At 68.5% G+C, this 22533-nt stretch carries 17 protein-coding genes; 7 read left to right on the top strand and 10 right to left on the bottom strand.

Translation table 11 applies throughout. The features are described from left to right. Positions 1-113 precede the first annotated feature (113 nt). Both LXT23_RS40325 and LXT23_RS40320 read right to left on the bottom strand, forming a co-directional pair. On the bottom strand, positions 114-752 hold the full coding sequence (locus tag LXT23_RS40325; RefSeq protein WP_253985786.1) for a hypothetical protein: 639 nt from the start codon (positions 750-752) through the stop codon (positions 114-116). A gap of 614 nt (positions 753-1366) precedes the next feature. After that, positions 1367-2404, bottom strand: coding sequence for an AraC family transcriptional regulator (locus LXT23_RS40320; RefSeq protein ID WP_253985785.1), 1038 nt, complete (start codon positions 2402-2404; stop codon positions 1367-1369). Between the two features lie 34 nt (positions 2405-2438). Here LXT23_RS40320 and LXT23_RS40315 point away from each other — a divergent pair, with 34 nt between their 5' ends. After that, complete coding sequence (locus LXT23_RS40315) at positions 2439-3527, top strand: alkene reductase (RefSeq protein WP_253985784.1); 1089 nt, start codon at positions 2439-2441, stop codon at positions 3525-3527. A 131-nt stretch (positions 3528-3658) separates the two neighbouring features. Beyond that, positions 3659-5095: a serine/threonine protein kinase gene (locus tag LXT23_RS40310; protein ID WP_253985783.1), complete on the top strand. Its 1437-nt coding sequence runs from the start codon at positions 3659-3661 to the stop codon at positions 5093-5095. A 33-nt stretch (positions 5096-5128) separates the two neighbouring features. On the opposite strand, the gene LXT23_RS40305 is transcribed toward LXT23_RS40310, so the two are convergent. Together LXT23_RS40305 and LXT23_RS40300 are read right to left on the bottom strand one after the other, a co-directional pair. Beyond that, complete coding sequence (locus tag LXT23_RS40305; RefSeq protein WP_253985782.1) at positions 5129-6070, bottom strand: class I SAM-dependent methyltransferase; 942 nt, start codon at positions 6068-6070, stop codon at positions 5129-5131. Between the two features lie 14 nt (positions 6071-6084). Next, on the bottom strand, positions 6085-6639 hold the full coding sequence (locus LXT23_RS40300; RefSeq protein ID WP_253985781.1) for a serine hydrolase domain-containing protein: 555 nt from the start codon (positions 6637-6639) through the stop codon (positions 6085-6087). 408 nt (positions 6640-7047) lie between these two features. On the opposite strand from LXT23_RS40300, the gene LXT23_RS40295 reads away from it, so the two are divergent. After that, on the top strand, positions 7048-7380 hold the full coding sequence (locus LXT23_RS40295; protein ID WP_253985780.1) for a hypothetical protein: 333 nt from the start codon (positions 7048-7050) through the stop codon (positions 7378-7380). Then, a complete protein-coding gene (locus LXT23_RS40290) occupies positions 7326-8675 on the top strand; it encodes a hypothetical protein (RefSeq protein WP_253985779.1) in 1350 nt (449 codons plus the stop codon). Before LXT23_RS40295 ends, LXT23_RS40290 begins: the two co-directional genes overlap by 55 nt. 58 nt (positions 8676-8733) lie before the next feature. Here the strand turns inward: LXT23_RS40290 and LXT23_RS40285 are convergent, their stop codons facing one another. Beyond that, the gene (locus LXT23_RS40285) at positions 8734-11658 is read right to left on the bottom strand and encodes a hypothetical protein (protein WP_253985778.1); all 2925 of its coding nucleotides are present in this window, start codon (positions 11656-11658) and stop codon (positions 8734-8736) included. Positions 11659-13563: 1905 nt separating this feature from the next. Between LXT23_RS40285 and LXT23_RS40280 the strand changes: the two genes are divergently transcribed. Further along, entirely contained in the window at positions 13564-14706 is a 1143-nt protein-coding gene (locus LXT23_RS40280) for a M57 family metalloprotease (RefSeq protein ID WP_253985777.1), read from the top strand. A 107-nt stretch (positions 14707-14813) separates the two neighbouring features. Here LXT23_RS40280 and LXT23_RS40275 read toward each other — a convergent pair whose 3' ends face one another. Genes LXT23_RS40275 through LXT23_RS40260 form a run of 4 tightly spaced genes read right to left on the bottom strand, consistent with a single transcriptional unit; the run spans position 14814 to position 18905 of the window. Beyond that, a complete protein-coding gene (locus tag LXT23_RS40275) occupies positions 14814-16196 on the bottom strand; it encodes a hypothetical protein (protein WP_253985776.1) in 1383 nt (460 codons plus the stop codon). A gap of 7 nt (positions 16197-16203) precedes the next feature. Continuing rightward, positions 16204-17274 carry an ornithine cyclodeaminase family protein gene (locus LXT23_RS40270; RefSeq protein WP_253985775.1) on the bottom strand — a complete coding sequence of 357 codons (1071 nt, stop codon included), beginning with the start codon at positions 17272-17274 and terminating at the stop codon, positions 16204-16206. Then, positions 17271-18668 carry an MFS transporter gene (locus tag LXT23_RS40265; protein ID WP_253985774.1) on the bottom strand — a complete coding sequence of 466 codons (1398 nt, stop codon included), beginning with the start codon at positions 18666-18668 and terminating at the stop codon, positions 17271-17273. Before LXT23_RS40265 ends, LXT23_RS40270 begins: the two co-directional genes overlap by 4 nt. A gap of 24 nt (positions 18669-18692) precedes the next feature. Continuing rightward, the gene (locus tag LXT23_RS40260) at positions 18693-18905 is read right to left on the bottom strand and encodes a hypothetical protein (RefSeq protein WP_253985773.1); all 213 of its coding nucleotides are present in this window, start codon (positions 18903-18905) and stop codon (positions 18693-18695) included. A gap of 782 nt (positions 18906-19687) precedes the next feature. On the opposite strand from LXT23_RS40260, the gene LXT23_RS49910 reads away from it, so the two are divergent. Further along, positions 19688-20335: a transposase gene (locus LXT23_RS49910; RefSeq protein WP_256561633.1), complete on the top strand. Its 648-nt coding sequence runs from the start codon at positions 19688-19690 to the stop codon at positions 20333-20335. 10 nt (positions 20336-20345) lie between these two features. Here the strand turns inward: LXT23_RS49910 and LXT23_RS40250 are convergent, their stop codons facing one another. Continuing rightward, complete coding sequence (locus LXT23_RS40250; RefSeq protein WP_253985771.1) at positions 20346-21491, bottom strand: serine hydrolase domain-containing protein; 1146 nt, start codon at positions 21489-21491, stop codon at positions 20346-20348. 255 nt (positions 21492-21746) lie between these two features. Between LXT23_RS40250 and LXT23_RS40245 the strand changes: the two genes are divergently transcribed. Continuing rightward, the gene (locus tag LXT23_RS40245; protein ID WP_253985770.1) at positions 21747-22220 is read left to right on the top strand and encodes a tetratricopeptide repeat protein; all 474 of its coding nucleotides are present in this window, start codon (positions 21747-21749) and stop codon (positions 22218-22220) included. Positions 22221-22533 lie beyond the last annotated feature (313 nt).

Raw genomic sequence — 22533 nt, 5'->3', positions numbered from 1 at the left:
CCGCTCACGCCTCGCGCCGGGCAGGAGGCCGCGGAGACGTGAAGCTGGGCCAGGGCATCTACGGCCTGCGCCGCGCACCTGAGCCCCTTCCCAGAACCCGGCCCGCACGCCGGTCAGTGACGCAACTGAAGGCGCACGCCGCCGATGAGCCAGGAGTGCAGCGCCTCTTCGTTGACGTCCGAATACTCGCCCACCGTGAGCGTCACGAAGGGGCCCAGCCACGCGGGCCCACCGAGGCCGAAGTCGATGCCGCCCTGCACGTTGACGAGCTCCAATCCATTGAAGGCGCTGTTGACCTTCCGGGGCTCGAGGTCGACGACATAAGGGGACTGGTCGGGCGCGAAGACCTCGTACCCGACCCCCAGTCCCAGCCAGGGGCTCAGGGTGTCTGACACCGGCAGGTGGTAGCTCATGTTGATGCCGAACCGCATCGCGCTCGCGAGGCAGCTCGAACCCTGGACGCAGTCGTCCGCGGGGAACCCCACGGCATACTGGAAGGACGCCCCCACGTAGATGCGCGAGCTGAGGAAGGTTCCCAGGTCGAGTTGCGTCGGGATGATGGCGGAGACGACCTTTCTCATCGGCACGTCGTAGTGGCCGTCCCCACCTTGCAGGCGGCCGAGTGGCAGACCGAGGCCGACGCGCAGGCCGAGGGTGACGCCTGTGTCCTGGGGAGCGGCCTCGGCGCGGGGCGCTCCTCCCAGGGCGAGTGCAACGACGATGGTTCCGAGCATGACGGCTGCGCTGCGCATGGGGCCTGCCTCTCGCGGTGTTGGATGTGACTCACCGACTCATCTGCAGCGAGGTCGTCCGGCCCCGGTTCGCGCGCCGCCGTGCGACTGCAAGCCCGATACCCTCGCCGCGCGCGGCCCATGCTGCACGGGAGAGGCAGGGCCGTGTTTCATGGCGCCTCAGAATTTCGTGGCATCACGCCATGCGGGTCGTGTTCCGCGTGACGCGCCGCTCCGTGCCCACGCATAGGACGAATGGGAGGGGTGTTGAGGGTGAGGGCTGATGCAGAGGGGTCGAGGAGGGCCGCTGACGGGTGCCGCCGAGCTGTGCGCCAGGCGGAGGAAGAGGCGGTGCAGCCTCCTTTGGGCACACGCCAACCCAGACGCCCCTCCAGCAAGGGGCAGCAGGGGCGTGAGCTTCTGGAGCAGCGCGACTGCTTGAGCCTCAACACCCCGCCAACTGCGGTGGGCCCTGTGCTGGGGCCCGCTTCGCAGGCCCAGTGGGCAGTTGGGAAGCCTGTTGAGGGTGTGGGTCGGCATCGACGCACTCATGTGTCCTTCCACCAAGTTGGCCCCATGCCGCACGAGAACGTGACGACGTGCATCCCCCCTCACAGGAGAGCTGCTCCCCGAGTTCAGCTCCCCGAAGGTGCCGTAGCGGCCGCGGCTTCGGCGGCGGGGACGCTCCTGGCTCCTCCCCGGCGGTGTTCGCGCCGGTACGCCCCTGGGGTGCTCCCTCCCCAGCGCTTGAAGGCCCGATTGAACGAGGCCTCGCTCTGGTAGCCGCTGGCCTCCGCGAGCTCGCTCAACGGAAGCTCGCTCTCTCGAAGGAGCTGGGCGGCCTTCGTCATCCGCCACCGCGCGAGGTACTCCAGGGGCGGCTTTCCGACGAGCGCGGTGAAGCGGGCGGCGAAGCCGGAGCGTGAGAGGGCGACGGCCGATGCGAGGCTCTCGACAGTCCATGGGGCGGCGGGTCTCTCGTGGAGGAGCGAGAGGGCCTTTCGAATCTGGGGGTCCGCGAGCGCGCACAGCCCATTCTCCCCGCACTGACCTGTCGCGATGTGCGCCCGCAGGGCCTGCACGAGCAGGATGTCCGCGAGCCGGCTCATGACGACGGTCGCCCCCGGGCTGGACGAGGCACTCTCGGTGATGAGCAGTTGAGCGGTCGACGCCAGCGACGGGGCTATCGCCGGAGCATCCGCGGCGACGTGGATGAGGCGCGGGAGCCGCTCGAACAGCAGCGTGCGCGGCGCGGTGCCGAGCCGGAAGGAGCCCGCGACCAGGGTGGTGCGCTCGCCATCACCACCGAGCCGTATCGGCCCCACCCCCTGGGTTCGCTTGCATTCGCCCTGCCCCAGGATGTGGAACGGACTTCCTTCCGCGTCGCGGAGCGTGTGCTCTCCGCCGTGAGGAAGCAGGGCCAGGTCTCCGGCCGACAGGGTGACTGCGCCCTCGACTCCCTCGACTTCCAGGCGAGCGCTTCCGCGCGCGAGCAGGACGATGTGCGCGACGGGGCGCTCGCAGAACCGGATGCCCCAGGGGGCACACAGCTCGAAACGGCCATACATGACGGTCGACAGGCGCATCGTGTCCAGCACGTCGGCGAGGACATCCGAGTTCTGCTCGTCCAGCGCCTCTGGACGCCCTGCAAATTCTTTTGGACTGGACGACATGGCGCGTCCATAGCGACCCTGACATTTCCTGGCCATGCCAAACACCTCGAAGCTGCTGTCTCCCTTTCGTCTCGGCCGTCTCGAATTGAAGAACCGGATGGTGATGGCGCCCATGACGCGCAGCCGGGCGGTGGGCGACGGCAATGTGCCCAACCCCCTGGCGGCGCCCTACTACGCGCAGCGCGCCTCCGCGGGGCTCCTCATCACCGAGGCCACCCAGGTCAGCCCTCAGGGCGTGGGGTACATCCGCACGCCTGGCATGCACTCGCCCGAGCAGGTGGCGGGCTGGAGGAAGGTGACGGAGGCCGTCCACGCGGCGGGCGGAATCCTCTTCGCGCAGCTGTGGCACGTGGGGCGTGTCTCGCACCCGGACTTCCATGACGGCCGCTTGCCAGTGGCTCCCTCGGCGATCGGGTACGAAGGCGAGGTCTTCACGTTCCAGGGCAAGAAGCGCGTCGTGACGCCGCGAGCGCTCGAGACCGAGGAGCTGCCCGGCGTCGTCGAGCAGTTCCGGCGCGCGGCCGAGAACGCCCGGGAGGCGGGCTTCGATGGCGTCGAGCTGCACGGCAGCAACGGCTACCTCCTGGACCAGTTCCTGCGGGATGGCTCCAACCAGCGCACGGATGCGTACGGCGGCAGCATCGAGAACCGGGCCCGCTTCCCGCTGGAGATGGCGCGCGCGGTGGTGGGCGTCTGGGGCTCGGAGCGAGTGGGGTACCGGCTGGCGCCGCAATCGTTTCCCTACGCAGGCGTGACGGACTCCACGCCGGCCGAGACGTTCACCCATATGGCGCGCGAGCTGAGCCGGTTGGGGCTCGGCTACCTGCACGTGACGGAGGCCGTGTCGGGAAAGGACGTGCCGAGCCCGGAGCAGCGCATCTCACCGCTGCTGCGCAAGGCGTTCCAGGGAGCGTTCATCGTCAACGGTGGCTACGACGCGCGGACCGGCGAGGAAGCGATTGCCCTGGGCGAGGCGGATCTCGTGGCGTACGGCGTGCCGTTCCTCGCCAACCCGGACCTGCCGGAGCGCTTCCGGCACGAGGCCGCCCTCAACCCGGTGGACGCCTCCACCTTCTTCACCGGCGAGGAGAAGGGCTACACGGACTACCCGACGCTGCGCTGAGCCAGTGGAGGGAGCCCCCGCAAGACTCAGGGGAACGAAATGCCACGGTCCACCTGGCGGATTGCTTTGGGAATCGACGACCCTGTGAGTAGCCTGACCGGACGCGGAATGGACCGCCTGCGAGGCACTTCATGGAGTCCAACTCCCTCAATCCGGCAAGCCTGCCCTCGGGGACTCTCATCGGCCGGTGGCGCTTGCTGGAGCAGTGCGGCCGGGGCACCTTCGGCGTCGTCTACCGAGCCGAGAGCGTGGACGGGACTCAGGGCGTCGTGGCGCTCAAGCTGGCCCTGCACCCCGGCGATGCGCGCTTCGTCCGTGAGGCCGAGCTGCTCTCCCGCATCCACCATCCCGCGGTTCCGCGCCTCCTCGACCACGGCCAGTGGCAGCCCCGCGAGGGCGCGTCCTACGCCTGGCTCGTCATGGAGTGGATAGAGGGCGCAGCCCTCTATGACTGGGCCTCGGCGCAGCGCCCGTCGTCACGGCAGGTGCTGCACCTCCTCGCCCGGGTGGCGCGGGCGTTGGAGGCCACGCACGCCGCAGGCGGCATCCACCGCGATGTGAAGGGTGAGAACATCCGCGTGCGAAGTGCGGACGGCCAGCCCTTCCTCATGGACTTCGGCTCCGGACACTTCCTGGGCGCTTCCACCCTGACGTGGGACTCGTGGCCTCCTGGGACTTCCGCCTACCGCGCTCCCGAGGCCTGGGGCTTCGTGCTGGGCCCCGGTAAGCCTCCCCCCGTCCCGTATGCGCCCGGCCCCGCCGATGACGTCTTCGCCCTGGGTATCACCGCCTACCGGCTCGTCACCGGCAAGTACCCGCCCTCGCCGCATCCGCGGGGCGAGGACGCCTGGCTGTGGCACCCGGAGAAGCTGGCGCTCTGGAGCGCCAGCACGCACAACGCCCGCTGCGTGCCGGAGCTGAGCGCCCTGGTGTCCCGGATGCTCTCGCTGCAACCAGAGGCGCGGGGCCGTGCAGAGGAGGTGGCCGAAGCACTGGAGCGGGCCGCACGGAAGGCGGGGCCTGAAGCGGAAGTGCCGCTCTTCACCGGGGAAGAGGCAAGGCCCGCGGGCCTCTTTCCTCCGCTCCAGCGCGTCACGGTGCGGCCACCTCCCCGTGCGGCGAGGTGGCCTGGGCTTGTGGCGACCAGCCTCGGTGCCTCCCTGGCCCTGGGCGCGGGAGTGCTGTGGAGCACGCGGTCCTTCGAGCTGCCCGAGCAGCCGCACCTCGCGGAGGGCGAAGAGGCGAAGGATGGCGGCACGATCGCCGTCGGAGACACAGCGCTGACGGCCCCAGTCGCGCCCGAGCGAGTCCCCTCCATGTGGCCTGCCATCCGGGCGGAGGTGCCGCCGAAGCCCTTTCCAAAGCAGCGTAGACCCAATGGTGAGGGGCGATGTTCCGGCAAGGAACTGGTCGCAATCAACGGCGGCTGCTGGGCGAAGTTACTTGTGGAGCTGAAGGACTGCGATAACATGGGCGGCTTTGTGCACAAGGGCGTGTGCTACTTCCCTGTCTGGGAACTGCAACGCCCTTCCACCTCAGGGCCCGCGAATCGCGACGACGCTCCATGACTCAGGGGCGCGTCCAGGAGCGAGGCCCGGGCCTCAGTCGCCGCCGCGCACCGCCGTGAGCAGCAGGTCGTACTTGCCGCCGAGGAACGTACGGAAGCCGTGCTGGTGCAGATAGCGGCGATAGAAGGACAGGTTCTTCACCAGCAGGGACAGGTCCGGCTCACGCAGGTTGCGCACCCGGGCGCCGTAGACCACTTCCCCATCCCGGAAGCGCGAGTTGGGGAAGCCGAGGACGAACGCGGCCCGGGGCTCCACGTGCTCCTGCACCAGCCGTCGCAACAGTGCGTGGTCATCCACCCCGGGGCTCTGCAGCGTCCCCACCGACAGCACCAGGCTGAAGCGCCCCAGCCCCGCCGGGAGCGCATTCAGGTCCGCGAGCACGAACTCATGCCGCGCGTCGGGGAAGCGCGCCCGTGCTTCCGCGAGCGCGCTCGCGCCGTGGTCCACGCCGACGAAGGTGACGTCCGGCATCCCCTCCAGCCAGGCGAAGGCGGCCAGCTCGTCGCCCCGGTTGACACCCAGGTCCAGCACCCGCGCGCCAGCGTCCAGCTTGATGCGCCCGAGCGCCTCCAGCCAAGGCAGCAGGAAGCCCGCGTCCTCCAGCTTGCGCACCCGCGCGAACTCCGAGCCCGCGCCGTAGCGCTCCTCCCGCGTGGGTGCTTCCACCTCCGCTGAGGACGCTCCGCCCGCGTGCCAGGAGGCCTCGGCGCCCAGCCGCTCGAAGGTGAGTGAGATATGCGTGTCGTCCACCGCGCGCGGGGTGAGCAGCCGGCAGCCGAGTCCCTCGGCCAGGTCGCACCAGCTTCGCAGCGGCCGGTGCACGAGCCCGCCGAGCGGCCCCACGCGCTCCCCCGGATAACAGCCGCGCCCCAGGTCCGGGTCGGGGACTTCGATGCACGCCGTGCCCGCGCCGAGCGCTTCCTTCAGGTGGCGGAGCACGACGACGAGCGGCTCGTCATGGAAGCGGCGGGCCATCAGTCGTCGATGGCCTAGTAGGCCAGCGTCCAGAAGTCGCGGAAGGGCCCCGGGGGCTCGGGAGAGTCCATCACCCGCTGGGTCAGCAGGATTCCGACCAGGGCCTCCCGGGGGTCCGACGCCCATGACGTCCCATAGCCGCCATCCCAGCCGAACCGCCCGGGCACCAGCGAGACATCATCTCGCCGGGTGACGACGGAGACGCCGAAGCCCCAGCCGGTGTTGTCGAAGAAGCCTGGGAAGAAGCCGGAGACGGCCTTCTGCTCGGGCGTGAGGTGGTCGGTCGTCATCAGCTCGACCGAGGGCCTCGACAGGATGCGCTCGCGCCCGTGCTGTCCCTGGTTCAGCATCATCTGGCCGAAGGCCAGGTAGTCGTCCACCGTCGACACCAGGCCCGCGGCGCCATCCGGGAAGGCGGGCGGCTGGCTCCACTGGCTGTCGCCGACACCATCACTGATGACGAGCGCCCCCGACTCCCCGCCGTCCGCGAAGTATAGGACGGATAGGAGCCCTGTTGAGGGCGGCGGGTTGGTGAAGAGGGGCCAAGAAGGGCCGCTGGAGGGTAACACGCGGGCTGTGCGCCGGGCCGGAGCAGAGGCTGTGCCGCCCCTCGGGGCACATGCCGGCCCAAGCGGTCCAGCCAGGCGGCATGCCGCAGGGGCGTGGGCTTCCAGGTCACTGTGGGCGCTTGGGCTCAACACCACGCGCTCTGGGGTGGACCCTGTGCCGGGGCCCGCTTTGCAGGCCGCGAGGGCAATGCCAGGTGCTCCAGAATGGCGCGCCCCCACCGGGGGCCGTCAGGTATGCCAGCACCCTCCTGCGGCCTCCACACCTCACGCAGGCGAACACGTCGAACGTCGAACGTCCTCCTCAGCGACTCGGCCCAGTCCACTCGCGGCGTTCTCTGCTTCATCCGCTCCGTTCTGGCCGCTGCCTCCTTTCCCGCTCTCGCCTCCTCCTCACCTGCTTGGGGGAACGTGCTGCCGAACTCCACCGGCGAGTCCGCCTCGGCGCAGATTGCCGCTGTGCGCGCCGCGGCGGACGGCCCGGTGGACCTGCGCGTCGACGGGGCCTACATCACCTTCGTCAAGCCGGGCGTGGGCACCCTCGCCAATGACCCGGCGGGCTTCTTCCTCCAGGCGGAGCGCAGCGGCCCGGCCCTCTTCGTGGAGGTGGACCCGGCGGTGCTGAGCTCCGTGCCCCAGGCCGGCATGCGCGTGAGCATCCTCGTCTCCAACAAGCGCGTGGCCAAGGCATGGTGCGAGCAACCCTCTCCGGCTACGGCGTGCTGGGCACCGGCGATGTGCTGACGGGGTTCGCCCAGGACGTGAGCCAGGTGGACCTGCCCGCCTTCCTGCCAGCCTACGAGTCGGAGCTCATCGCCCTCACGGGCACCCTCAACGGCCCATTCTCCCTGGCGGGCGCCGGCCACGAGCAGGCGCCGCTGGTGACGGCCGGCGTGCCCGCGGGCTCCCCGAGCTCCTTCAACTTCCGGCTGCGCGTGGTGGAGACGGTGAGGGACCAGCTCGACCTGGTCCAGGGCTGCACGGTGAGCATCGTCTCGCCGCTGTGGTTCTTCTCGACGGGGACGGGGACGCCGCTCACCCAGCCTTCCGTGTGGGCGCCGCAGCAACTGGTCTCGTCGACGTGCCCGGGGCCCCGGGTGACGGGTGCGCAGGCCGCCGGCCCGGAGTCGGTCATCGTCCGCCTCGACCGGCGCATCGACCCGGCCAGCGTCCTGGCCGATGGCAGCCAGTTCTCCATCGCCGGGTTGACTGTCACGGGCGCCAGCGCCCCCGGCAACCGCGAGGTGCGGCTCGAAACCAGCGCCCAGGTGCCCCGCCAGTTCTACACCGTGACGGTGGCGTCCACGGTGCGTGACAACGCGGGCACCGGCGTGGAACCGACGAGCCGCACCGGCAACTTCCGGGGCTGGAAGACGCCCGCCGCGCTGCGCATCACCGAGATTGCGCCCGGTGTCGCCAACCAGCGGGATTTGATGGAGCTCGTCGTGCTCCAGAGCGGCAGCACGGAGGGCATCACCGTCGTGGACGCCGCCAGCGCCACCCCCCTGGCGACCCTTCCGGACGTGGAGGTGCTCGAGGGTGACCTCATCGTCATCCACTTCAACCCGGACCGGGTGACGCCCGGGGTGGACGCTCCGGGCTCGGAGCTCACGAGCAAGACGGCCTGGCCCCAGGCCCAGTACGCGTCGAACTACGACACGGCCTGGGACTTCCAGGGTGGCACCTTCGGCATCAGCGGAGGGCAGCGAGTGCACCGCATCCGGGACCAGATGGGCAACACCCTGGACGCCCTTGCCGCCGTCATCCCGGGCTTCACCCCCATCCCCGCCTATCCCGTCCAGCTCCAGGCGCGCCAGGCGGAAGGGCAGTGGTCCCCGTCCGACTGCAACGGCGTGCCCTGCACGTACAACTCCTTCCCGAGCGCCTTTGACGTCTCCTTCGACTGGGGCTCCGCCTTCCCTATCGGTGGCACCAAGACGACGACGGTGGGCCGCGTGTTGCCCGGGGACAGTGACACCGCGAGCGACTGGGCGCTGGGCCCGGCCACGCTCGGCGTCCTCAACGGTACGGTGCGGTAGTCGTGGCACCGGGCGGCGGGCCTCGAACCCGCCGCCCGGTGCTCCCTTCCACCTGTGCTCAGCTTCCCAGAGAGCCGAACTTGACGCCCAGGCCGAAGAGGACCCCGCTCTGCCAGCCCTGAACCTGGCCGCGGGTCCACTCGTACCAGAGGAGCAGTGAGAGGCTCGACTCCGCCGTGCCGTCAGGCTTCGTTCCTCCCGGCAACCGCAGCGCTACTCCCGATATGAACGAGACGCGGGGCCGCTCCAGTTTCGCGAGGTCTCCCAAGGCGGAGTTGAGCAAGACACCGAAGTTGAGCTGCGGGTTGAAAATCGGGCTCCAGGGCTCGTTCTGGTTGAAGTCCCAGATTTCCAACGTGAACACGCCGCCGGCACCGAAGACCGCGGTTTCCATTCGCGCGGCCTCGCTGGAGGTGTCGGCGGAATGACCCGTGTTGTTCACGCGCAACAGCCCCAGGGGGATTTGCAGGCTCAGGTACATTCGCGGCCCCCTTCCGGACGCACGCTCGTAGGCAAACCCAGGAAGAACCAAACGGTCCGGCATCCGCCGGACATGAACGGCGAAGGGGGTCAGATTGGTCGTACCTCCCGGCGTGGCGGGAAGATAGGCACCCGGTGCTTCCGCATGGGAGAGCGTCAGCTTGACCTCGCCATATTCAGGAACGCGCTTCTCGTCTCCCTGGAGGAGGTCGACCTCCCAGACAACGTCCACGACGTCCTCCTCCACTTCGTCAAAGGCCAACCAGGCATTCTGGAGTTCGTCGAATTTCGTTTCCTTCGAGAGAAGGATTTCCTTGCTCGCGACGGGAACGTCCGTGAACGCCTTGCCGTCGGATGAAGTCTCGAGCTTGATGATGAATCTTTGCGGGCCGTAGTGTTCCATCTGCCGCTCGAACACTTCGCGTTCCACCTTGTTGATATCCCTCACCGCATCATCGAAGGCGCTTTCATACCCCTTGGCGCAGGACCCGTGACAGCTTCTCGTTGCCGCATTTCGTTTCTCGACGAGTTTCCGGAGCCGGGTCTGCTCATCCAGGGTCAGGGGGAGCTCGAAGCGCAGCGCGCAGCTTCTGCGTTCTGTGAGGCTCGAGATTTCAACGGCCCGGATGCCGCTATTGGACGACACGTAGGTCACCCCTGGCTTGCCGTCAGCCGGGTTCGGCCGGCTGCCCCACGTACGAGGGCACGTGAGATAGACCAATTCCCGCAGGGGATAGGCGAGGCGGAGGACCTTCGGCTTGAAGGGCAGGCTGACCTGGCGGTGCCCCAACCCCAGGGGCGCACCCTGGCTTGCCAGGGAGGTGAAGAGCGATTCGCTCCCAGGCACGGCGAACTGGGACGTGGCCCAGTCCAGGTTGAGCCGCATCACGGGTGCTGTATCCGATTCCTGACGCCCTTTCAGACACAGCTGTCCGTTCACGTCGAGACGCGTCTGCGGATAGCCTCTCTCCGAGACTCCGCCTTGCTCGCAGGCCTCGACCGTATTGGACTCAATCTCGACCCGCCACTGCTCGGGAAACGCGGTTGCAACGGAGACCTGGCTCGGCTTGCGGAGGGCGATGAGCCCCGGGCCCGGCAGAGGGGCGGTGTCGGGCGCCACGGTGACACTGGCCGGCTCCCACCGGATGGGCGCGCCAATCTGGAGCAGTGCTGTCGCCCGTACCTCGCTGCTTGCCTCGGTCTTGAAGGTCAGGGGCACGGAGGCGGCTGCATCGACGTCGGGGATGGAGAAGCGGAGCCCCAGGACGCCCGGTGAGTTGTACCAACGGACCTGGTCAAACCTGAGCCGTGCATCCTGTGTCTCCACGCGCCAGTTTCTCGGCTCAGCGCATCCTTCCGGGGTCGTCACGCGGTAGAACACCCACCCGTCCTTGAGACCGCCGAAGACCCGGTTGACTTGCTGGAGGTTGTAATCACAAGCCACGTGCGCAATGGACAGGGTGACGTCGCTGAAGGCCAGCGAGCTGAACGCCGCGTCCACGAGCTTGACCGCGGGCGCGAATGGAATGGGGGCCAGTTCCACGCTTCCGCTTGCGCTGATGAACTGATCTTTCACAACGGCATTCGTCAGGCTCAGCTCGACGCGTGCCGCGGGAGAAGGTGCATCGGCTCGCACCAGATTGGCACAATTGGGCTCCGAGGGCCTGGCGCACGCGTAGCGCGTGTACTGCAGGAACCGGAGGAGATCGTGCTGCAGAGCGACGTTCGCCTTCTGGTTGGCTTTATCTACGTCGGCGTCCTTCACATCGAGGCGAACGGCGGCTCGAAGGTCGCGCGCCAGCCAGTTGTTCAACTTGCGCGCGTCGAAGTCCGTTGAGAGGTACGCCTGTCCGTCCTCGGCGCGATAGACGGGGGCGTTGGCCAGCTGGGCTGGGTTGAAGTCAACCGGGACGATCCGCACATCGAAGGAGGGGTGAATCTTCCAGTCAAAGGGGGCGTTGATGGCGAAGGTGCAGACATTCCGCATGGAGTCGCAGGGGCCCGTCCAGCGACCTTGCGCGGGGCTGCCGACCACCTCCAGACCCATTCCTTCACGAAGCAGGGCGTTGCTCACAGCCAGCAACGACCGGGCCAGCAGCCGGAGTTGTTCCGGCTGGCTGGATGACCAGTCGAAGGCCATCTCCGTGAGGGGCAGCTCGCTGTTGCGGAGTACCGGGCGCAGCAGGCGGAGTCTGACCTTCTGCGGGGTCCCCGCGCTACAACGCGACGCGGCAGCACCATGCGCGGCGACGCTGGCCTCGATTTCCACCGCTGCCGTCAGGTCATCTGGCGCCTTGAGTTTGAGCGTGTTCGCATCGGGCTGAAAATCAACGACCCCCGAGACAGGCTTGCAGGCCAGGTAGTTCACGGGCAGCTTGATGGTGTCCCGCTGAGCTGCGTTCGAGGCCAGCGTGACACTCAGCTCCGCGGGAGCCTGTGCCTCGACTGCTGGGGCCCACCCGAGCACGGCAAGAACGAGGAAGCAGGGGCGCAGGAGCTTCATGGCGTCCCTCCCGCGTCCAGGGACGTGCCCGCGTCGGGAAACAGGTCTCCCGGAGCGGTTCCTGGACAGGCCTGTTCACCCGGACGCAAGAGAACCAGGTCGGTGGGTTCGATGCCCACGCACGTTCCATCCCGGTCTTCCAACCCTGGCTGCCCATTCGCGCGGAGACACCGCACGCTCTGCCGCACGCAGGTGTAGCTGGACACTCCGAGCGTGCCGCTGGCGCTGTCGCGGAGGCCACAGAGGCAGAACTGGTCGGAGGCGCAGGCTCGGTTGCCCAGCGCCCCTGGCACTCCGCAGCGGCTTGGATACAGCTCCAGCTCCGGACAGACGGGGTCGCTCGCGGAGCGAAGGATGAGGTTCTGTTCCGAGGTCGGTCCCTCGACGCACTCTCCGCTGGAAGAGTAGCGCCAGCCCAGGGGACACTCGCTGGTAGGGCTCCTTCCAATACAGCGGCGAGCGCCATGTGCCAGCGCGGGGCTCTCCGGCTTCACCCCACAGAGACAGAGTTGCTCGGCGCCACAGACCCCCGCATCCGAGCCGTCACCGCAAAGTGGAAGCTGGGGAGCCTGGTCCGGGCAGAAGTTGGTGTGGTCGTTGCGTTGGAGAGCCGTGCGCAGGTCGCCCGCATCCACACAGTCCTTCGGCTCGAACCGGTACGCATAGCCTGAGCTGGAGCACTCACCACTGCCCGGCTTCACCGGAACGGCACACCTCCTCGTGGAGCAGACGCACCTCTCGTTGGCGCCATCACAGTATGTTGCCTTGCTGCGGTCCTCCTCGGTGGGGATGCCACATTCAAAGTTGTCCTTACGCCCCTCCTCGGTCGCACTGCTGCAGGACACGAGCGCTACCAACGCCATTGCAAGCCATGGTTGTGTTCGGGACATTCCCCCTCCTTCGTTGAGTTTGTGATGTTCGCGTTCCGGCTGCGCATGAAGCAATGGGTAGGTGGTGAAGTATAGGACGGATAGGAGCCCTGTTGAGGGCGGCGGGTTGGTGAAGAGGGGCCAAGAAGGGCCGCTGGAGGGTGACACGCGGGCTGTGCGCCGGGCCGGAGCAGAGGCTGTGCCGCCCCTCGGGGCACATGCCGGCCCAAGCGGTCCAGCCAGGCGGCATGCCGCAGGGGCGTGGGCTTCCAGGTCACTGTGGGTGCTTGGGCTCAACACCACGCGCTCTGGGGTGGACCCTGTGCCGGGGCCCGCTTTGCAGGCCGCGAGGGCAATGCCAGGTGCTCCAGAATGGCGCGCCCCCACCGGGGGCCGTCAGGTATGCCAGCACCCTCCTGCGGCCTCCACACCTCACACAGGCGAACACGTCGAACGTCGAACGTCCTCCTCAGCGACTCGGCCCAGTCCACTCGCGGCGTTCTCTGCTTCATCCGCTCCGTTCTGGCCGCTGCCTCCTTTCCCGCTCTCGCCTCCTCCTCACCTGCTTGGGGGAACACTCGTTCTTACCTGTGATGGCATCGATACTTCTCCCGGTTGAACAGGCTCACGCGGCCCGTGGGTTGCGTGGGCGTTGGTGGTGCCCGTGGAGGACCTGTGCACGCGGGCCTCGCGGCTGCCGAGCTGGCCGCGCGCTTCAGACTCCGGCGGCCGGGGACAAGGCCCGCGGGGAGAGCCCCGGATGCCCCTGTCGCGATTCCGGGCACCCTGTCCTCCACCAGGACAGATGTAACAAACACGTCAACTGCCCGAAGTCATGACCCTCGCGGCCCGTGATTGCGAAGTTTCTTTACGCCCGAGCCATGACGCATGGAGTCTAGACGTCCCATCCATTCATTCGACCTCCGTAGAAACCCAGTTACATCAACAGCTTGGTGGTTGGCATGACGCCTGCCCTATGAGGGGAAACACCGGGTGATGCAGTCCCGGTGCTTTCCCCCATCGAAAAAGGAAGTTCATGTCCCAGCACAAGTTCGTCGGCGCCCTCGCGGGCCTGGCGCTGCTCGCCGGTTGCGGCGGTGGCGAAGGCTCCACTCCTGCCCCTGAGACCACCAGCCAGGGCATGACGTGGGAGCAGTTCCTCTCCGTCGTGTACCAGGAGCCGGATACGGGCGTCTTCATCGCCGACGGCGACACCCTGTTCACCTCGGAGAAGGCGCTGCGCGAGTTCTACGAGCAGAACGTGAAGAGCGGCCAGCTCATCGTCCACACGTCGGGTGGCGTGGACGCGAAGTGGAGCGACACGCAGAAGAAGAACATCACCTACTGCGTGAGCACCACGTTCGGCAGCAACTACTCGCGCGCGGTGACGATGCTGGCCGACGCGGCAGCCGCGTGGGAGCAGGTGGCGAACGTGGACTTCGTCTACGTGAGCTCGCAGGACGCCAACTGCACCGCGAGCAACACCAACGTGGTGTTCGACGTGCGCCCGGTGAACTCGGGTGGCCAGTACATGGCCCGCGCCTTCTTCCCGAATGAGTCGCGCGCGTACCGCAACGTGCTCATCGACAACACGGCGTGGGGCGGCAGCCCGCCGGTGACGCTGCTGGGCATCATCCGTCACGAACTGGGCCACACGCTGGGCTTCCGCCACGAGCACACCCGCCCCGAGTCGGGCACCTGCTTCGAGGACAACAGCTGGCGCGCACTGACGACGTACGACTCCGCGTCCGTCATGCACTACCCGCACTGCAACGGTTCGCAGACGGGGGACCTGGTGCTGACGGCCAAGGACATCCAGGGCGCCCAGGCGCTCTACGGCGCGCCGGGCACCAACCCGCCTCCTCCGCCGACGGGCACGCCCGCCACGGACACGCGCTCGGGCAGCATCGCTCGCAATGGCACGGCGAACTTCGGCCCCTACACGGTGTTGGCCGGCACCACGTTCAAGGTGGTGATGACGGGCACGGGTGACCCGGACCTGTACGTCCGCTTCGGCGCGGCGCCCACGACGACCGCGTACAACTGCCGTCCGTTCCTCGGCGGCGCGGCCGAGACGTGCGAGCTCACCGTGCCCTCGGGCCAGACGAGCGCCTACGTCCAGGTGCGTGGCTACGCCGCTGGCACGTACTCGCTGAACATCAGCTACACGAAGCCGTAGCTGCTGGTGGCGGGGCCTCTCCTTGGGGGAGGCTCCCGCCGTGCGGTGGTGCCTGCCGTGCCGCGAGGTAGTCCCGAGCCGGCAGTGCACCCGCGCGGGCATGCCCGTCAGTCGGCGGGCGCGAGGAAGGGCACCATGCACGAGCCCGAGGACACGTTCATCACCCGGTCGCTGCCGACGGTGGCGTCGCGCAGGTGGGCGCGGATGAAGGCCGTGCCCGCCATCGCCCCGTCCACCTGGTGGGGACAGAAGTCGAACTCGATGTCTCGGCGCACCAACTCGCCCGAGCGCGTCACCTGTGGCCACCGAAGCACCGGATAGCCAACGCGGCGCTGGAAGACGAAGCCGTCCCCGGAGCGCGCCTCCACCAGCCGGGCCCAGCTGTCCGCGGTGTGCCGGGTGCCGAACTCGATGCCCTGGCCGAAGGAGGAGTCCGTGGGCTTGGAAATCCACGCCGCTCTGTCCTCCAGCACCTCCACGCGCCGGTGGGCAGCATGGGCCAGGCTCACCGTCTCCGGCACCGTCTCACCCAGCACCGCCACCGCTTCCACCGGCAGCCGCAGCGCCCGCTGCACCTCGGGCTCGCACAGCAGCGCGAAGGCCTCCTTGCTGGCGGTGAGGAAGGAGCGCGTCGAGTTGACGATGAGGTGCTCCTCCGGGTGTGAGCACAGCGCCTCGTAGTCGCTCACGTCCTCGCCTCGCTCCCGGTACCAGTCCAGGAAGACCGACTGGCGCCAGATGACATCCACCTCCCGCCCGGCCAGCACGGGACGCCCTCCCACGCGCCGGACCTCCGGGGGGTAGCAGTGCACCACCTCCGTGGAGAAGCCCGCCTCGCGGGCGGCCTCCTGGACGAGCTGCGCCAGACCGGGCAGCCCCGACTTGGCGGGGTAGCCATGCTCGGACACCAGCGCCACCAGGCGCAGCTCCCGGCCCGGGTGCCGCGCGTGCAGCTCGCCCTGGAGCCACCGGAGGATGCGGGGTGCCAGCAACCGGGGCGTGTAGTCGAACCCCAGCGCTTCCATCAGCCGCGCCGCCAGTCGCTGGTCCACGTCATGCGGGCGGAACGACAGCGGCGCCACCTGGTTCACCTCGATGACCGAGTAGCGCCCCGTCGTGGGCTCCAGGAAGGCGTCCATCCTCCGCAGCCTTCGCTGGAGCGAGTACCGCGACTCGTGGGTGCACTGCGCCACCAGCCGCGCGCTGCCCGGCTCCAGTGAGTGCACGAGCCGCTGGCGCAGCGGCTCGCCCTCCGGGGTGAGCACGTGCTCCTCCAGCCGGATGAGCGCGTCCAGCAGCACCTGGGTGCGGTGCATGGCGCCGCGCACCTGGGCCACGTCCAGGCTCAGGGGCGCGATGAAAGGTGCCGCCTCCGCCAGGTGCGCATCCTCCGGCGGGACGCTGGCGAGGGCGTCCGCGACGAAGCCGGCACGCCGGGCGGGCGTCAGGCGGGCGAGTCCTTCATAGAGCTGCTCGGCGGTCAGTTGCATGGCTCTCTCACACCCACTGGCTGGATTCCCACAACGGCAGCCGCCGGCCCAGGCCGCGCGCGAGCGCGGTGTGGAACACCCGGTCGGCCACGAGGATGTCCTCGAAGGCCAGCCCCACCGGCGAGAAGAAGATGTTCTCCGCGTCCGAGCGCCGGCCGGGCACCTCACCCGCCAGGATGGGGCCCAGGTCCTCCACGCGGGACTCCGCGAGCAGGCCCCGGGCCACGGCGATGGCATGCGCCTGCACGCCGCGGCTGCGCACGTCCTTCCACCGGTCCGCGATGATGCGGTCCATCCGGCCCAGCAGCTCCAGCTCCACCTCGAAGCCGCTGATGGAGAAGACGGTGAGCCCGCGCTCGCGCACCCACCGCTCCCGCACCACCGGAGCATGGTCCACGGAGACACAGGTGACGACCAGCTCCTGGTCGCGCACGGCCTCCTCGGCGCTGTCCACGGCGCGCACCTCCAGGCCCGTGCGCGCCGACATCTCCTCCGCGAAGCGGTGGCGGGAGTCGCCCCTCGCGTACACCCGGCAGCGCTGGAGCGCCGGCAGGCTGGCGCGCAGGCCCAGCAGCTGGGTGCGCATGTTGACGCCCGCCCCCACCAGCCCCACCTCCCGCGTGGCCGGCGAGGCCAGCCGGCGCGCGGCGAGCAGCGACACGGCCCCGGTGCGGGTGGCGCTGATGACCTGCGAGTCCATGACACAGGCGGGCAGCTTCGTCGCCGGGTCGAAGAGGAGGATGAGCCCCGCGGCCCGCGGCAGCCCTCGCCCGACGTTCGTGGGCATGGAGCCCATGGCCTTGCAGCCCAGCACCTGCCGGCCGTTGCGCTCGATGAGCGTGGGCATGAAGTTGACGTAGCCCGTCTCGCAGTCCGGCTGCTCCGGGCTGGGCTGCAGCGACACCTTGGAGGGCTGCTGGATGAGCCCGCGCCGCAGCAGGTCGAAGCCCTGGTGGACGTCCTCGCTCGCGAGGACGACGTCCCCGCCGCCGCAGGCCAGGACGTCCTCCAGGGACAGGAAGAGCACGTCCCCGCTACCAGGGTCGAGGCGCGCGTCGTGCGGGTGTGGGGTGTTCATACGGGGTCGGCTCCTCGGGTCTGGGGGTCGTCGAGCAGCAGCGCGGGAATGAGTCCGACGAGCGCGATGAGGGCGGTGAGGCGCAGCGCGCCCTGGAAGGCGGCGGCGCGGCCCAGGGTGGGCTCCAGCCACGCCAGCAGCGCGGCGCACCCGGCCACGCCCGAGGTGGAGCCGACGCCATAGGCCAGGCCGTGCCAGCTGGCGCCGGCTCCCGCCTGGGCGGCGGGCAAGGCGTTGATGACGGCGACATGGGGCGGCGTCGACAGCAGGGCCACGCCCGCGCCCCGGAGCGCCTGCAGCAGGGCCACCTCGACCGGGCCGCTGGGAACGGCGCGGGACAGTCCGCCCAGCGACAGGGCCACCAGCAACCCGCCCAGCGCCGCGGGCCACCGCGCGCCCCAGCGTCCCACCAGCCAGCCCGCGACGGGCGTCACCGCCGCGGCCACCAGCGTTGCCGGCATCAACACCAGGGCCACCTGCGGCGGGGTGAGCCCCAGCGACTCCGGCAGGTGCAGGGACAGCAGGAACACGGAGCCCATCAGCACGAAGCCCCGGAAGGGCGCCATCAGCAGCGCCAGGGCGAGGTTGCGCTGGCGCAGCAGCCCCACGTCCAGCACCGCGTCCGGACGCCGCGCTCGCAGGGCGAACAGCGCCCCTCCCGCGAGCGCCACGGCCACGGCGAGGAGTCGGCCCTCCCCGGAAGCGGCGCCCGGCCATCCCCGCGCCGCCAGCAGCGAGGCTCCCAGTCCGCTGGCCAGCCCGAGCAAACCCCAGGGGTCCAGGGCCCGGTCCTGCTCAGGCGAGGGAGGGGAAAGGGGAAAGGCTCGCAGGCCCACCGCCCACGTCAGCAGGCAGAGCCCGGCCATCACCCCGAAGATGGCACGCCACGACGCCCACTGCGTCAGGGCGCCACCCAGGAGTGGAGCGGCGAGGCGCACCGAGGTGGAGGCGAAGAGCCACGTGCCCATTACCCTCGGGCGCTCGTGCGGAGCGAAGGCGCCGGCCAGCATCACCATGCAGGCGGGGGTGATGACACAGGTCGCGACGGCTTCCAGGACGCGAGCCAGCACGAGCCAGGGCAGCCCCGGTGCGAAGGCCGCCGCGAGGCTCGTCATCCCCATCAGCAGGATGGCGCCGAGCAGCAGCCGGCGCCGCTCCCACCGGACCGACAGCCAGCCGGCCAACGGCGTCAGCGCGGCCAGGGTGAGCATCTTCCCGCTGACGACCCACTCCACCTGCGCCACGCTGGCGGAGAAGTCCCGCATCACGTCCGGCAGCGCGACGGTGAGGATGCCCGAGGGCAGGTCCTCCACGACGGTCGCCGCCAGCACGGCGGCGACGACGAGCCACCGGGCGGGAGGAGGAGCGGGCTGTGTGGATGGATTCGGATGCAAGGAGGGCTCGTGGACATGAGCACCCTACGAGCCCTCTCTGACATCCGAGCCGCCCGACATACGCATACGTGTTGCTGTTGTTCCTACACGGCAATCACAGTCCGAGGGCCGGTTCGCGAGCGCCAACGGCAGCGGGCCGATGCGCGTCAATTCCACGAAGGCAATCTTGTTGTTCCAGTTGTTGCCGGAGAAGTTCTCAAGATGGAGCGTGCCGCCGTGGTGCCAGTAGCCCTGCATGGTGCGGTCCGCCCACAGGTTCTGCGAGGTCGGCAGGAAGCTTGTGATTCCTCAGCACGCGCAGCCGGGGCCCTTCCGACACGTCTTGCTGCACGAGATGCAGGAATCACCACACGGGCACCCTGTCGTACACACCTTGCAACAGGTTCGTGCCGGCGCGGGGGCAGGCGCCGGCACAAACCTCGGAGCGACCGCAGGCGTGGGTCGCCGCGCGTCGGCGGGTTCGGAGGATCGGGTTGACCCAGACTCGCTGGCGCGCAGTGCGTCCAGCTCGTCGGCCGTTGCGAAGATGCCGGAGCAGACCTTCGCGACCAGTCCACCCTCCGCGAGCAACAAACGGGTCATGCTGGACGCGGAGTGGCGCTCCGTGTTGATGGAGATGAAGTCGCCCGCGTGCTGCCCTTGGACGAGCACCAGGAGAGGCGGAATGTCAGCGTCCACAGTGTAGTGGATGACCTTCTCTTCTCCATCGCCCTTGAAGAGGCAGGAAACCTCCTGGCTGTTTCGCCAGCACACAAGAGAGTACTCCCGCGATTCCGTGAGGTTCGGCTCGCTCAAACGGGCCGCTACTCCCAGGGCCTTGCACTGCTTGAACGCCATGAAGAAATCGGGCCGCTTCTCCTCCGCCCACGACGGGAGCCCAATGACCATGGCGACAAGGGTGAGGCAAACGCGGACAGGGCGCATGGGCACTCCTGCGAACGGGGAAGGTCTCTCCAGCATACACCCGTGAGCAGGCCCTGCGGCTCCCCCCAGGGAGTGATGGCGCGCGGTGCCGGAACATGCTGGCCCCCTGCCTGGGAGGGGGCGATCACGTACGACACAACCTGCCGCCTGCCTCCACACCTGACGCAGGTGAACACGTCGAAGTCGAACGTCCTCCTCAGCAACTCGGCCCAGTCCACTCGCGGCGTTCTCTGCTTCATCCGCTCCGTTCTGGCCGCTGCCTCCTTTCCCGCTCTCGCCTCCTCCTCACCTGCTTGGGGGAGCCGGGCCGCAACTTCCGAGTCGCCGTGTGCGGAGCCATCCATTTCCCCACCCGGCAGTTCCTCTTCACCCACCAGCCCAAGAGCGCCTCCACGGCGCTCTTCCTGCCGCTCCTCAAGCGGCTCGTACGACGAGCCAAGCGCACCGGCAGACGCATCGTGCTCGTGCTCGACAACGGGGTGCCCTTCAACTCCCGCCTCGCCCAGATGGCCCTTGAGGCGGCCAGTCCCTACGTGCGTGCCTTCCGGCTGCCGAAGTACACCTCCGAAACCCTCAACTGGATTGAGAACTTCTGGGGCCACCTCAAGAAGACCTACTTCAGCCGGATGCTGACCGAGCAGCGGGAAGCATTCTATCCAGATGCCGTTCGTCTCCTCCGCAGGCTGCGTCGCTCAGGACATCTGCGACACTTGGCGCTTCGAGCACCCCCTGAACGGATTTAATCTCCTTGGCTTAGCGACCCTGCATGGATTCGACCCTGTCAAAGAGGGGCGCCAGCGCGCGTTCCATGGCGTTGGCGGTCGCATCGCCGCTCTGGTTGGTGATGATGAACACCCCCAACTGATACTTCGGCACGAGGTAGAGATAGCATTGCGCGCGAGGCACGCCGCCGTGATGCACGTAGTGGGTGCCCAACTGGCTGCTCTGGCCGATGTTCCAGAAATAGCCAATGCTGAAGTCCTCCGCGAAGCGCACCAGCGGTTTGTGTGACTCTGTCACCGCGGGATGGTTGCTCAACTGCAAGCGCAAGTACTTCACCATCTCCGGCATCGTCGCCTTCAATGCTCCCGCCGCGCCCCAGGGCAGGAGTGGCATCGGCGTGGTGCCGACCGGGTTGTCGCTGTGGTAGCCAGGAGCCAAGCGGTTGGCGTCCTGGGCACGCAGGCGCAGCCACGTATCGTGCATACCGGCTTCCCGCGCCAGGAACTCCGCGAGCAACGACTCGTAGGGAGCCCCGTGGATCTTCTCGAGGGTGTGCGCGACCAACTCGGTGCCGGCGCTCGAGTAAGCATAGTCCTTGCCGAGCGGGCCCTTGATGCTGACGGTGTGCAGGTCCTGCCAGAACTGCGGCTGCCCGTAGTCCGCATAGGCGGCATTGAGCTTTGCCGGGGTGGCATGCGCAGTGAAGTCCCTCAACACCTCATTCACTTGCAGTGGCAACATCCCCGGCATGCCGCTGGTGTGTGTAACCAGATGGCGCAGACGGATCGGCCCGCCGTCTGACTGAAGGTTCGGATAGGCGGACGGCAGATACTTTTGTATCGGGTCGTCGAGGGTCGCCTTGCCTTCGAGGACAGCGTTTGCCAACAGCAGGCCGACGAAGGTCTTGCTGACCGACCCTATCTCATAGAGGGTCGAATCATCGGGCGGATTGGACTTGCCGGTCTCCAGCTCACCCCGATGCAGGATGAACTCCTCGCCGCGATAGACCACTGCGATCGACGTTGCGTGCAGCAGTCGTGACTGCAGCAGGGTCGTCGCGGCTTGGTTCATTGCCGTGGGGATATCGCGGGCGGGTGCAGGGCCCGTCGTCTTGCAAGCGGCCAGCACCAGCATCATTCCAGCAATGGCTACGGAGCGTTTGTTCATCAGGCGCATAAAGGGGATGGGCACTCTCGCACGCCCCCCAGGTCGGAGCCAGACACGCGAGGCCCCCCTCGCGGTAGCACCGGCTCATGCGCATAGCCTGGAAGAAGGACTCCAAGCACCGCAGCGCTGCCGTCATTGGCGCAATTGCTTCCGTCTTCGTCTTCATTGGCGCCATCGGGAACGGGAACGAGAGTTCCTGCAATATTGCGATGATTCGGGCCTCTGCCGAAGAGGGGCGGCAGAAGGTCGCCGAGAGTCGCGCCCATGAAGCGGACATGTCCGCGCGCATTGCTGCAGTGGTCGCGACGTCGGCTCCCCAGGAAGCCGTCGACCTCTGCAACAGCTTCGGGGGACCTCCGGGACATCCCCGAGAAGAGCTGGGCGCCGTGTGGCGAGGCGTACCTGGCCAAGGGCCGCGAGTTGTTGGCCGCCGCGAAGCCGGCCGAGGCCGTACCCCTCCTGGAGAGGGCGAGTGCCCTGGCTCCAAGTAACGCAGACGCGGCGACCATGCTTTCGAGCGTGAGGGAGCTTCGCGGCAAGGAGGACTTCAAGACTCAGGGGCCGGAGGTCTCCGCCAAGCTGGCTCGGGCGTTGGCCCATGCCAAGGCGAAGGAATGGGAAGAGGCGGAGACGGAGCTGAACGACGCTGCCGACGCCACCCTGAAGGCATTCGAGAGCCTCGAGGTCGCCAAAAGTATAGGACGGATAGGAGCGCTGTTGAGGGCGGCGGGCTGGTGAAGAGGGGCCAAGAAGGGCCGCTGGAGGGTGACACGCGGGCTGTGCGCCGGGCCGGAGCAGAGGCTGTGCCGCCCCTCGGGGCACATGCCGGCCCAAGCCGCCCAGCCAGGCGGCAGGCCGCAGGGGCGTGGGCTTCCAGGTCACTGTGGGGGCTTGAGCTCCACACCACGCGCTCTGGGGTGGACCCTGTGCCGGGGCCCGCTTCGCAGGCCGCGAGGGCCATGCCAGGTGCTCCAGAATGGCGCGCCCCCCTCCGGGGGCCGTCAGGTATGCCAGCCCCCTCCTGCGGCCTCCACACCGTGAGCAGGCGAAG

The organism is Pyxidicoccus xibeiensis (assembly GCF_024198175.1).
Taxonomy (GTDB): Bacteria; Myxococcota; Myxococcia; order Myxococcales; family Myxococcaceae; genus Myxococcus; species Myxococcus xibeiensis.
This window is presented reverse-complemented; position numbering and strand designations above follow the sequence as displayed.